Raw genomic sequence first — 12,030 nt, 5'->3', positions numbered from 1 at the left:
TATCCACTATGTTCGACACCCTCTCCAAAGCAGGAAAATACCTGGGCCAGGCCGCCAAAATGATGATCGGCGTTCCGGATTACGACAACTACGTCGAGCATATGCGCGTCAACCACCCTGACCAGACGCCAATGACCTATGAAGCTTTCTTCCGCGACCGCCAGGACGCCCGCTACGGCGGCAAGGGCGGCGCGAAGTGCTGTTAATCCTCTTTCGGTAAACAAAGGCTGCTCTGCTTTTGTTTACATTCAACATGCGATCAGGCGTTTAACCCGCCATCGACATCCAGTCCCGTGCCGGATATTTGTCCGGCGGCAGGACTGGCCAGGAAGGTGACCGCGGCGGCGATGTCTTCCGGCTGGCCGTAATGTCCCACCGCAATCATCTGGCGCTGAGATTCAGCCTGTTCTCCATCCTCCGGGTTCATATCGCTGTTTGTCGGGCCAGGATGCACAAGGTTCACGGTGATGCCGCGCGGGCCGAGATCGCGAGCCAGACCCCGGGTAAGGGAGTTGAGTGCAGATTTGGTCATCGAATAGACGGCAATACCGGGCATCGCCACACGGTTTGCCAGACAACTGCCGATGTTGATAATGCGCCCGCCGTCAGACATATGCACCAGCGCTTCCTGAATGGCGATCACCACGCCCCGGATATTGACGTTAATCAGGGCGTCAATATCCGCCAGCGTCATGGACTCCAGCGGACCGCCGCGTGCGATCCCGGCGTTGTTGACCAGAATATCCAGCCCGCCCAGGGAGCGCGCCGCATGGGTAACCGCATCCTGAATGGCCTGTGCGCTGGCGCTGTCGGCCTGAATCGCCTCGCTGTGGCGCCCAAGCGCCTTTATCTCTTCGGTGACCGCCTGGGCTTTGTCGGCGGATTTTTCATACGTAATAACCACATCGGCACCGGCGCGTGCCAGTGAAAGTGCGATGGCACGACCCAACCCACGACTGGCGCCGGTAACCAGCGCCTTCTTACCTGTTAAATCGATCTGCATGATGACCTCGTTGCGAGAGTGATGAGAATCATCATTAGGTATAGTCGGTCGGAACGATTAACGGCTGAAGGATTCCACTTTCTCAAACGCGGCGCGCAGAACCTCAGGGGTGAGCGCGACCGGCAAATAGTGGATAGATTCCACCGGGCGCAGCGTATGGGCAATGACCTTGTCCAGCTCGTCGCGGTTGTTGATATCCACCTCCAGTTCGCGAAGTGTGGTGGGCAGGGTAAAGCGCTGATAGGCCGCCACCAGCTCGGCCAGCACGTCATCCTGGCCGAGCAGCGCACTTTGCACCAGGATGCCGTAGGCCACTTTGGTACCGTGCAGGTATTTTTCCGTTTGCGGCAAAACGGTTAAACCATTGTGCACCGCATGCGCGGCCGCCACGCGGGTATAGCGCTCGCCCAGACCGCCCACCATTCCGCCACCGGCAATAATGGCATCCACAACATCCCTGAATGCCTGCGTCGCTTCGCCACGCTGCTGGTCGGCCAGCGCCTCTTCGCTACGGGAAAGCAGCACGTCGCGGATCGCCAGCGCGCCGTTGATCCCCAGACGAACGGTCAGAGGCAGGTGTTCGGGTTGAGGGGCCAGGACCACCGCTTCATACCACTTCGCCAGCGTATCGCCGATGCCTGCCAGCAGGTACTCCGCTGGGGCTTTGAGGATAATGTGCGGTTCCACCAGCACCAGGAAGTTAGCATCGTCGAACACCTCAAACTGCAGCGCCTGACCGGCATCGTTATACCAGACGGAGAGCGGCGTCCAGGCGGCGCAGGTGGCGGCGATGGTGGGAATAGCCACCACCGGCACGCCGAGACGGCGCGCCACCGCTTTGGCGGTATCAAGCAGTGCGCCACCGCCGACACCAATCACCACGCTGGCGTTATTGCCAGACGCCGTCACCAGATCGGTGACGTCACGTTCGCTGCAGTGCCCTTTAAAGAGCAGATGTTTTGCCCCCGGCGCGTGAAAGCTTTCCGGCAGGAAAGGGCGCGCGCCTTCAATGGCGCGTTCGCCATAAATCCACACCGCGCGGGAGAGCTGTTCCGGCGTAAAGAAATCATTCAGGTGCGCAAGGCTTCCCGGATGCGAGAAATAGTTCGCCGGGCCCGGCACGACGCGGATATCGGTGTTGCTCATGTGTTGTCCTTTTTTTAGCAAGCGCTAACCCGATGTTATGTCTGGACATCCGGATGGCTAATAATATTTCGCTTTATCTTATGCCTTTTCCGTCGTTGTCAGTCAACCGGAGCTGTGAAAAATTCGATAAATCACAATATGAAAGAAGGATTTAACGCGGATGGTTTCCAGTCGCCTTGAGATGCGCGGTATCAGCCTGGCCTTTTCCGGCTTTCAGGCGTTGTCGCGCGTGGATTTGACGTTAATGGGCGGCTCCGTGCATGCGCTGACCGGCGCAAACGGCGCGGGGAAATCGACGCTGATGGCGGTGCTGTGCGGTACTTACGATCGCTACGAAGGTGAGATCTGCATTAATAACCAGCCGGTGACGATCCGCGAGCCGCTTGATGCCAAACGGCTGGGTATCCACCTGGTGCAGCAGGAAGTGGACGTCGCGCTGATACCAGGGCTGAGCATTGCCGAAAACATCATGCTCGATCAGCTCGCACAGCCGGGGCATCGCTATCGCTGGCGCGCAATCCGCCAGCAGGCGAAACAGGCGCTGGCGCAGCTGGGTATCGCTCTGGATGTGCGACGCATCGTCGACACCTGCACGCTGGCAGAAAAGCAGCAGATTTTGCTGGCGCGGGCGCTCTCACACCACTGCCGTTTTCTGATTCTGGATGAACCGACCGCGCCGCTGGATAGCCATGAAAGCGAACGGCTTTTCGCCGTAGTGAGACGTCTGCAAAAGCAGGGGATTGGCGTGGTGTTTATCTCTCACCGTATTCACGAACTGAACGCTATTTGCGACACCTTAACCGTGCTGCGCGACGGCAAGCTGATTGAATCCGGCCCGATGGCGAACCTCAGCGGTGACGCAATCGTTGAGAAGATGCTTGGCCATGAGCTTAACGATATCTATCCGCCGGCCCGTCCTGCGCACAGTGACGAGACGTTGCTGCGCGTGGAAGGGCTGCACGATGACGCGCTGTTAAAAGATATCTCCCTGCACCTGCGAAAAGGCGAAATTCTGGGCATCGCCGGGCTGGCGGGAGCGGGCAAAACGGAACTCTGCAAGGCGCTGTTTGGGGCCAGCAAAAGCCGTGTAGCGCGCGGTGAGCTAAATCATCAGCCCTGGCAGCCGCGCGATCCGGCGGATTCGGTATTGCGCGGTCTGGCGCTGGTACCGGAGGAGCGGCGTAAAGAGGGCATTTTTATTGATGAACCGGTGAGCATGAACCTGGCGGTCACCGCGGATAACAGCTTCTCGCGCTGGAGCCTGTTCGGCCACCGTCAGGCGTGGCGCTGGGCGGAAGAGGTGATTGCCCGCGTCGGCGTGCGTGCGCGTGGGCCGGGGCAGGTGCTGCGTCGTCTGTCGGGGGGCAACCAGCAGAAGATTGCCATCGGCAAGTGGCTGCGCAACGACGCCAGCGTGTTGATTTTCGATGAGCCGACCAAAGGCGTCGATGTCAAAGCGAAAACCGATCTGTTCCAGTTAATTGACGGCCTGGCGCGCGAGGGCAAAGGGGTGATTTACGCCTCCGGTGAATTCGCTGAACTGGTGGGGCTGTGCGATCGCATTTGCGTGCTGTGGGACGGACGTATCGTGGCGGAAATCGCCGGGGCCGAGGCCCACGAAGAGACACTACTTTATTATTCAACCGGAGGAACGGCGTCGTGAGCAAGGCCCTTTCAGTAACGGCGGCGGCGTCTGGCCGTCAGCAAATTTTTGATTTTCTCTACAAGTGGGGCATGTTGCTGACCGTGGTGGCGCTGGTGGCCATCTTTGGCCTGGCGTCGGACAACTTCCTCGATCCGAACAACATTATCAATATCCTGCGCTCAATTGCTATCGTGACGGTGATTGCTATCGGGGTGTCAATTTCGCTGACCATCGGCGGGTTTGACCTGTCGGTTGGTTCAACGGCATCGCTGGCTAACGCGCTGGTGGTGTCACTGTTCGTCTGGTACGGCTTCGGCACCACCGAATCGATACTGATTACCCTGGCGCTCTGTACCCTGGTTGGCCTGTTTAACGCGTTTCTGATTGTCATCCTGCGGATCCCGGACATGCTTGCCACGCTTGCCAGCCTGTTTGTTATCCAGGGCGTGGCGATGACCTACAGCTACGGCGGGTCAATTACCGAAAACATGGTGCTGCCGAGCGGCGACATGGCTGAAGGGACCATTCCGGCGGCGTTCAGCCTGCTGGGACAGGTGCCGACTATCGTGATCATCATGCTGGTGGTGACGATCCTCGCACAGCTGGGGCTGTCACTGACCACCCACGGACGACGCATGTATGCCATCGGCGGTAATCCGGAGGCGGCACGTCTCTCCGGTATTCGCACCACGCGCTACAAGGTGGCGGCCTACGTGATTGCCTCTCTGCTCGCCGGACTAGGCGGCATTTTACTGGCCTCGCGGATTGGCTCGTCACAGGTGAATGCGGGCGGCGGCTATCTGATGGATGCGGTTGCGGCGGCGTGGATTGGCTTCTCGCTCGCCGGGTCCGGAAAACCGAACGCGCTGGGTACGCTCGTCGGGGCAGTCATTCTTGGCGTGCTGTCGAACGGTCTGGTGATGCTTTCCGTACCCTATTATGCGATGGACATTATAAAAGGGCTGGTGCTCGCCGTGGCGCTGGCGATTACCTACATACAAAAACGCTAACGATTGATCACAACACAACGGGAAAACAGAATGAAAAAAATCACCCTCTCTCTGGTGGCATTAGGGTTACTGACGTCGCTGCCAGGCCTTGCGGCAACCCCCGCACCGCTTCCGCCCGCCATTGCAAATCATGACGGCCCCATCCGCATTGCGGTGATCCGTAACCTCGGCTCTGACGACAACACCACGCAGTTTGTCGCCGGTGCCATTCAGGAAGGCAAAAAGCTCGGCTTTAAGGTCAGCACCTTTTTGAGCAATGGCGACGACGCCAAATTCCAGGACTTCGTCAATCAGGCGATCAGCCAGAAATATGACGGGATTATCCTCTCTCAGGGGCGCGACCCCTATGCGACCGCGCTCGTGAAAAAAGCCGTCGATGCCGGCATTAAAGTGTCGGTGTTTGATACCGCCGTTCAGGGCGACATTCCCGGGGTGACCGTGACCCAGCAGGATGATGCTTCTCTGACCCATCTCTCCTTCGGCCAGCTGGCGAAAGATTTCAACGGCAAAGCCAACATCGTGAAGCTGTGGGTTGCCGGTTTCCCGCCGATGGAACGTCGTCAGGCAGCCTATAAAGCGCTGCAGAAGCAGTATCCGGACATTAAAGAGCTGGAGTCTATCGGTGCCGTTTCGTCTGACGTGCAGGGAGATACCGCGAATAAAGTGGGCGCTATTCTGGCGAAATACCCGAAAGGCAAAATTGACGCCATCTGGGGAACCTGGGATGCCTTCAGCCAGGGGGCCTACAAAGCCCTGAAAGAGAACGGCCGCACCGAAATCAAACTCTACAGCATCGATATCTCAAACCAGGATCTTCAGCTGATGCGCGAGCCAGGCAGCCCATGGAAAGTGAGCGTGGCGGTGGATCCGAAGCTGATTGGTGCAACCAACGTACGTCTGATTGCCAACAAGATTGCCGGTGAAACCACACCCGCCACGTATGATTTCAAAGCGGCGGCGATCCCGCAGGCGCTGCTGACCGCCCAGCCAGGCGCAGTGAACGTGGCGTCGCTGGGGAAAATCATTCCAGGCTGGGGTCAGACCGAAGATTTTATCGCCCCGTGGTTTGCGACGCTTGAAGCGAAACATCAATGAGTGTGCTTCCCACGCCTGAATACAGCCGCAATATGCGGCTGATTGGCCATAGCGACCAGGGCGGTCGCCCGGACGGCGTGCAGCTGATGGTGCATCGCGGTTTCGCGTACATCGGGCATATGGTCTCGCAGGGCTTTTCCATTGTGGACGTGCGCGACCCGAAACATCCCAAACCGGCAGGCTATATGCCCGCGCCGCCCGGCACCTGGAACGTTCATCTTCAGGCGCACGACGATCTCCTGCTGGTCATTAACGCGCGAGACTTGTTCGCGGATGCCCGTTTCGCTGACGAAAAGGTCTACTACACCCGTCAGGTAGGGGAAACCGTACGCGACGTGCAGGACAAAGGCTGGAGCGCCGGGTTGCGGGTGTTTGATATCTCCACCCCTGACAAACCGCGTGAGATCGGCTTTTTATCCCTGAGCGGCATCGGCATTCACCGTATCTGGTACGTCGGCGGGCGCTGGGCGTATGTTTCGGCGCTGATTGACGGCTTTACCGACTATATTTTCCTGACGATCGATCTGGCCGACCCGAAAAAGCCTGAGGTGGCCGGGCGCTGGTGGCTGCCGGGGATGAACCAGGCCGACGGGGAGCACCCCAATTGGCCGGAAGGCAAACGCTACGCGCTGCACCACGCGATTATTGCCGGGGATACCGCTTACGGGAGCTGGCGCGACGGGGGACTGACGCTGCTGGACGTGAAGGATCGCACGCAGCCGAAGCTGATTAGCCATCGCAACTGGAGCCCGCCGTTTGGAGGTGGCACGCATACCGCGCTGCCATTGCCGGATCGTGACCTGCTGGTGGTGCTGGATGAAGCGGTGCTGGATAACCAGGAGGACGGTGAGAAGTTCATCTGGCTGTTTGATATTCGCGAGCCGTCGAACCCGGTGAGTATTTCCACTTTCCCGCAGCCGCAGGAGCGGGATTATGTGGCCAAAGGGGCGCATTTTGGTCCACACAACCTGCACGAGAACCGGCCGGGAAGCTTTGTCAGCTCTACGCTGATTTTTGCGACCTGGCAGAATGCGGGCGTGCGCGCGTTTGATATTTCCAATCCTTACCGTCCGGTTGAAACCGGTGCGCTGGTGCCGGCGGCGCCAGAGAGGATGATGGATACGCGGCCGAATCGACCGCAGGTGATCCAGTCATGCGATGTGTTTGTCGATGCGCAGGGCATTATCTACAGCACGGATTATAACGGTGGATTGTCGGTGATTGAGTATCTGGGGTAACGGCGCGCTGGTGTCTTTCTGACGGCCCTCTTCATCGGGAGAGGGCCGAGGCGTTTAACTGTACTGACGCACCCGCGCCACCAGATCTTCGGCGGTGTCGATACGGTCGGCAATCACAATCAGCGCCTTGCCAAGCGTAATCGCGTGGCGCAGGCATTCGTGGCGCATTGCTTCATCCTGAATGGTCTCGATATCCGCCACGTGCGACAGACCGACACTGCGGCGAATCAGCTCCGTGCCGCAGAATCCGATCGCGTCTTTCCACACCTTTTTCAGGAATTCAGAGGCGTAGCCCGGGGCAGCAAGTGCCGCATCGCGCGTTTTCTCACTGGCCAGGATCTGGAAGCGCTCCGCGAAGGTGTTCCACAACGACTGAATGTCGGTCAGACGCTGTTCACGGGCCGCGGCGGCATCGCGAATACCCAGATGCCCCGGCAGGCCGCAGAAATTGAGCAGCAGGTTGCCGATGGCGGTGCCGACGTCAAAACCGATGGGGCCGAAATAGCCGAACTCTGCGTCGATGGCTTTCAGACTGCCGTCTGCCACGAAAATCGAGCCACTGTGAATATCGCCATGCAGCAGGGCTTCAGCATGTGAGAAGAAGCGGTGCTTCAGCGAGGCCACGGCAATTTTTAACTGAGCGTCATCGCGCAGGGCGGCAACGTCTTTTTCCAGTTCAGCAGGGTAGTTGTTACGTTCGTGGACCTGGTACGGATCGTTGAAGAACAGATCTTCGGTGATCTCACACATCTCCGGATTAAGGAATTTCGCGACCTGCGCTTTCTTTTCATGCGGGTGCAGGTAAAAGTCGCTGGTATGGAACAGCGTGTGCGCGAGGTATTCACCCAGCTGACGCGCCGCCTGTGGGTAGTAGGTGTTTTTGATCAGCTCCCCGCGCCAGATGGCATGGCTGGAGAGATCTTCCATCACCATCACCGCCAGTTCGGGGTCGAAGTGGTGGATTTTCACCGTGTGCTGCGGGCTGTGCTGGTAGTGTTCGACCAGCGTTTGCGCCTCCAGGCGGGCGCGATCCAGGGTCAGTGGCCAGGATTCGCCGACGCAGCGCACATACGGCAGCGCTTGCTTAACAACGATGCGGCTTACACCCTCGGTATCGAAAATTTTGAACACCAGATTGAGGTTACCGTCGCCCACTTCCTGCGCCTCCACCAGCGATGAGGGATCATCAAGGCCGCCGAACTGCTTTGCATACTCCACGGCATCCTGGGCGGTAAAGGTACGGTATTGCGACATTGCCTGTTCCTCACTGGTTTAGCTAATAAAGACATTTAGACGTCTATACATCTGGATTTCATCCTGACACAATGTGCTACAACAACGCAACAGGGAATTAACGACATGCAGACATTACAGACGACCAGCCTGCGAGTGGCGGAGAATCAGTTATTTATTCTCGATCAGCAGGCGCTTCCTCAGGAGAAACGCTGGCTTGACGCCTCGACGGTAGAGGCGTTGGTCGGCCATATTCACGCCCTGCGCGTACGCGGGGCACCGCTGATTGGTCTCTCTGCAAGCCTGCTGCTGGCCCTTCTGGCGGAAAACGGCAAAAGCCGTGATGAACTGGCTGTGGCGCTGGAGACCCTGCGGGCATCCCGCCCGACGGCGGTGAACCTGATGAACAACCTCGACCGCATGAAGCTGGCTCTCTGGCAGGAGGATTTTGTGCCTGCGCTGGCGGCGGAAGCGCTGCGTCTGATTGATGAAGACAAGCAGCTGTGCGAGGCCATCGCGAATGCCGGCAGTACGCTGGTGAAACCCGGCAGCCGTCTGTTGACCCACTGCAATACCGGCGGGCTGGCGACGGCGGGGGTTGGCACCGCGCTCGGCGTGATTGCCCGCGCGCATCAGGAAGGACGCGTCAGCACTGTCTGGGTGGATGAAACCCGCCCCCTGTTGCAGGGTGGAAGACTGACCGCATGGGAACTCGGCGAACTGGGCGTGCCGTACCAGCTGATCGCCGATTCCATGGCCGCCAGCCTGATGGCAAAAGGGCTGGTTGACGCGGTGTGGGTGGGCGCAGACCGTATTGCGGCCAACGGCGACGTGGCGAATAAAATTGGCACCTATTCTCTGGCAGTTCTGGCAACGTTCCACGGTATTCCGTTCTATGTCGCCGCCCCGCATACCACGCTTGACCCGGCGTGCCCGAACGGTGAGGCAATCCCCATCGAACAACGTGCGGCCAGCGAAGTGACGGGCGTGGCCGGGAGCTTTGGCGCGGTGCAGTGGGCTCCTGAAAACGCGCAGGTCTACAACCCAGCCTTTGACGTCACGCCAGCGGCATTGATAAGCGGTTGGGTGCTGGATACGGGCATCGTCACGCCGGAAGAGGTGGCAAAAGGGAAATTCGCCTGAGGACGACTATCCTTTAAGGGGTTCCCTTTAGGAGGACAGTCACGTGACGCTTGATCCTGATACAGACTTAAAACTGGAACGCGTGGTGGATGCCCCACGCGATCTGCTGTGGCTCTGCTGGACGACACCCGAGCACATCAAAAACTTCTTCATTCCGGTTCCGCACAAAGTGACCGAGTGTGACCTCGACCTGCGCGTTGGCGGGCGGTTTAACACGGTGTTTGAGGTAGACGGGCAACGGATGGATAACCGGGGGGTGTTTCTCGAAATCGATCCCGGCAGGAAGCTGGTCTTTACCGACGGTTACACGGAAGGCTGGAAGCCCGCCGAAAAGCCGTTTATGACGGCCATTCTACTGCTGGATGATGTGGGGGAGGGCAAAACGCGTTATACCGCCATTACTCGCCATCCAACGGCGGAAATCCGCGAGCAGCATGAACAGATGGGCTTCCACGAAGGGTGGGGCATTGTGCTGGACCAGCTGGTGGCGTATACGAAGGGATTGAAACACTGACGTTTTTTCGCCCCCTCTCCCTGAAGGGAGAGGGGAAAAATCATGCCAGACGCGGATACGCATCCGCAATCGCATCGCCGGTGAACTGCGCAATCCACCCCTCGGGGTTATCAAAAATACGAATGGCGGTAAAGTTCGGCTCTGAGCCCATATCAAACCAGTGCGGCGTTCCGGCAGGCACGGAAATCAGGTCGTTTTTCTCACACAATACCTGACACACCTCGTCGCCAATGTGTAGGCAAAACAGCCCCGCACCCTCAACAAAGAAACGCACTTCATCTTCCCCGTGGGTATGCTCGTTCAGGAACTTTGCGCGCAGCGCCTCTTTTTGAGGGTTGTCGGCACGCAGGCTGATGACATCCCAGCTCTGATAACCTTTCTCTGCCACTAACGTGTCGATCGCATGCTGATAAGCCGCGATAACCGCATCGGGGGCAGGATCGCGGCCTAAGTCGCGGTCTGCGGCCCAGCGTTCAAAACGCACCCCTCTGGCGTTGAGCTGTTGGGCGATGTCGGCAGCGTCGGTGCTGTGCCAGCGAGGTTGACTGGGGTCTTTATCGGAATAAATGGTCAATGCGCTCATGAAGGGATCTGCTCCGGGTTAATCTCGTCGAACTGGTGTACCTGATGGTGATGGCTTGCACCGTCATCATCGCCGCGAATCAGCTGCAGGGTGCGAAAACCTGCCAGCTCAGCGGCGTCCAGCTCCTGATGTATATCCGACAGGAACAGGATCTGCGACGGGGGGATACCCGTTTGTGCCGCAATGTTCTGGTAAGACTGGACGTCGCGCTTGGCACCGATGTGGGTATCAAAATAGCCGCTGAACAGATGAGTAATATCACCTTCGTCGCTGTAGCCAAATAACAGTTTCTGCGCCGCGACGGAGCCTGAGGAATAAACATAGAGATCAATACCCTGCGCTTTCCATTTTTCCAGCGCAGGCAGTACGTCCGGGTAGAGGTGGCCGGTAAAATCGCCGTTAACGTAGCCGTCGTGCCAGATGATCCCCTGTAGCGCCTTCAACGCGGTTGACTTGCGGTCTTCATCCATAAACGTAAAGAGTGTGTCGATAAGGTCGCTTACGCTGGCGTGCGGGTGGTTAATTTCATCACGCAGGTTGTCCAGAATCGATTTGACCGGCTCGGCGAACTGCTGCACGGTCACAAAGGCCGCCAGACGCTCACGCGCATAGGGGAACAAAACATCATGGACAAAACGGATATCGCTGGTGGTCCCTTCAATATCCGTCACAATCGCGCGAATCATACTCTCTCCCAGTGTCGTAAACGCATTTCGCATTCAAATAAGAATTCCAGTCCTTCCAGATGACGGCGGGCCTCGGCCACATCGCGTCCCCAGCAGGTTAAGCCATGACCGCGCAGAAGAAAACCATAATTAAACGGGTGCGTCTGAGCGTATTCGGCAATGCGCGCGGCGAGCGCATTGATATCCTGGTCGTTATCAAACACCGGGATGGCGACCGTATCCAGATGCGTACTCTGCCCGGAGAGGGATTTTTGCATTTCAAAGCCGGTGATCTTCAGCTCAGGCTCTTTGACCAGCCGCGACAAGACCGTGGCATTGACGGTATGGACGTGCAGAACCGCGTTGGCTTCGGGAAACAGACGATAGATGAGCGTGTGAAGCCCGGTTTCAGCCGACGGCGTGCGGCCAGAGGGTGCACGGTTGGTCGCAATCTCCACCTGCAGAAAATCGTCGGTGGTCAGGCTGCCTTTATCTTTGCCGGATTCGCTGAGCCAACACAGATGCGCATCCTGACGCACGGACATGTTGCCGCCGGTCGCGGGAGCCCAGCCTTTGGCGCCGATCCAGCGGCAGGCGTCGACCAGGTGTGTGAGTTGCAGGTTGTCGGTCATCTTCCTTTTTCCCTCTCGGTCAGGAATATTCATATTGTTTAGACGTCTAAGCGTCTTGATTGCCAAAGACTAACATCGTGTTATAGTGTCAGCAACATAAGTATTACATGCAGGCACAACACA

General features: G+C 58.1%; 13 protein-coding genes. 7 read left to right on the top strand and 6 right to left on the bottom strand.

Annotated elements, in window-relative coordinates:
* Window positions 1-8 precede the first annotated feature (8 nt).
* A complete protein-coding gene (locus QE396_RS10840; protein ID WP_014169079.1) occupies window positions 9-206 on the top strand; it encodes a YbdD/YjiX family protein in 198 nt (65 codons plus the stop codon).
* A 53-nt stretch (window positions 207-259) separates the two neighbouring features.
* On the opposite strand, the gene QE396_RS10835 is transcribed toward QE396_RS10840, so the two are convergent.
* Both QE396_RS10835 and QE396_RS10830 read right to left on the bottom strand, forming a co-directional pair.
* Window positions 260-1,003, bottom strand: coding sequence for an SDR family NAD(P)-dependent oxidoreductase (locus QE396_RS10835; protein ID WP_014169080.1), 744 nt, complete (start codon window positions 1,001-1,003; stop codon window positions 260-262).
* 57 nt (window positions 1,004-1,060) lie between these two features.
* Window positions 1,061-2,149, bottom strand: a complete 1,089-nt coding sequence (locus QE396_RS10830) for an oxidoreductase (protein WP_063925318.1) — start codon at window positions 2,147-2,149, stop codon at window positions 1,061-1,063.
* Window positions 2,150-2,309: 160 nt separating this feature from the next.
* Here QE396_RS10830 and QE396_RS10825 point away from each other — a divergent pair, with 160 nt between their 5' ends.
* The 4 genes from QE396_RS10825 to QE396_RS10810 are packed head-to-tail and all read left to right on the top strand — an operon-like array spanning window position 2,310 to window position 7,137.
* Complete coding sequence (locus QE396_RS10825) at window positions 2,310-3,812, top strand: sugar ABC transporter ATP-binding protein (RefSeq protein ID WP_020885019.1); 1,503 nt, start codon at window positions 2,310-2,312, stop codon at window positions 3,810-3,812.
* Complete coding sequence (locus QE396_RS10820; RefSeq protein ID WP_025204689.1) at window positions 3,809-4,804, top strand: ABC transporter permease; 996 nt, start codon at window positions 3,809-3,811, stop codon at window positions 4,802-4,804. The genes QE396_RS10825 and QE396_RS10820 overlap by 4 nt, the downstream gene beginning before the upstream one ends.
* A gap of 30 nt (window positions 4,805-4,834) precedes the next feature.
* Window positions 4,835-5,899 carry a sugar ABC transporter substrate-binding protein gene (locus tag QE396_RS10815; RefSeq protein ID WP_020885017.1) on the top strand — a complete coding sequence of 355 codons (1,065 nt, stop codon included), beginning with the start codon at window positions 4,835-4,837 and terminating at the stop codon, window positions 5,897-5,899.
* The gene (locus QE396_RS10810) at window positions 5,896-7,137 is read left to right on the top strand and encodes an LVIVD repeat-containing protein (protein WP_113656465.1); all 1,242 of its coding nucleotides are present in this window, start codon (window positions 5,896-5,898) and stop codon (window positions 7,135-7,137) included. Before QE396_RS10815 ends, QE396_RS10810 begins: the two co-directional genes overlap by 4 nt.
* Before the next feature lie 54 nt (window positions 7,138-7,191).
* Here the strand turns inward: QE396_RS10810 and mtnK are convergent, their stop codons facing one another.
* Complete coding sequence (gene mtnK / locus QE396_RS10805) at window positions 7,192-8,391, bottom strand: S-methyl-5-thioribose kinase (protein ID WP_181239692.1); 1,200 nt, start codon at window positions 8,389-8,391, stop codon at window positions 7,192-7,194.
* 105 nt (window positions 8,392-8,496) lie between these two features.
* Here mtnK and mtnA point away from each other — a divergent pair, with 105 nt between their 5' ends.
* Together mtnA and QE396_RS10795 are read left to right on the top strand one after the other, a co-directional pair.
* Window positions 8,497-9,513 (top strand): S-methyl-5-thioribose-1-phosphate isomerase, encoded by a 1,017-nt coding sequence (gene mtnA / locus QE396_RS10800; protein WP_221716558.1) that lies wholly within the window; start codon window positions 8,497-8,499, stop codon window positions 9,511-9,513.
* 43 nt (window positions 9,514-9,556) lie between these two features.
* Window positions 9,557-10,027 (top strand): SRPBCC family protein, encoded by a 471-nt coding sequence (locus tag QE396_RS10795; protein ID WP_309950990.1) that lies wholly within the window; start codon window positions 9,557-9,559, stop codon window positions 10,025-10,027.
* A gap of 40 nt (window positions 10,028-10,067) precedes the next feature.
* Here the strand turns inward: QE396_RS10795 and QE396_RS10790 are convergent, their stop codons facing one another.
* From QE396_RS10790 to QE396_RS10780, 3 genes are read right to left on the bottom strand one after another with little or no spacing between them, the layout of a single operon-like run.
* Window positions 10,068-10,610: an acireductone dioxygenase gene (locus QE396_RS10790; protein WP_014169089.1), complete on the bottom strand. Its 543-nt coding sequence runs from the start codon at window positions 10,608-10,610 to the stop codon at window positions 10,068-10,070.
* Entirely contained in the window at window positions 10,607-11,296 is a 690-nt protein-coding gene (mtnC, locus tag QE396_RS10785) for an acireductone synthase (RefSeq protein ID WP_104440289.1), read from the bottom strand. The genes QE396_RS10790 and mtnC overlap by 4 nt, the downstream gene beginning before the upstream one ends.
* Window positions 11,293-11,907, bottom strand: a complete 615-nt coding sequence (locus QE396_RS10780; protein WP_185791361.1) for a methylthioribulose 1-phosphate dehydratase — start codon at window positions 11,905-11,907, stop codon at window positions 11,293-11,295. Before QE396_RS10780 ends, mtnC begins: the two co-directional genes overlap by 4 nt.
* Window positions 11,908-12,030 lie beyond the last annotated feature (123 nt).

Origin of the sequence: Enterobacter sp. SORGH_AS_0287, assembly GCF_031453695.1 — a bacterium.
Taxonomy (GTDB): domain Bacteria; phylum Pseudomonadota; class Gammaproteobacteria; order Enterobacterales; family Enterobacteriaceae; genus Enterobacter; species Enterobacter ludwigii.
Note: the sequence above shows the minus strand (reverse complement) of the source record. Positions and strands in the feature narration are given on the sequence as shown.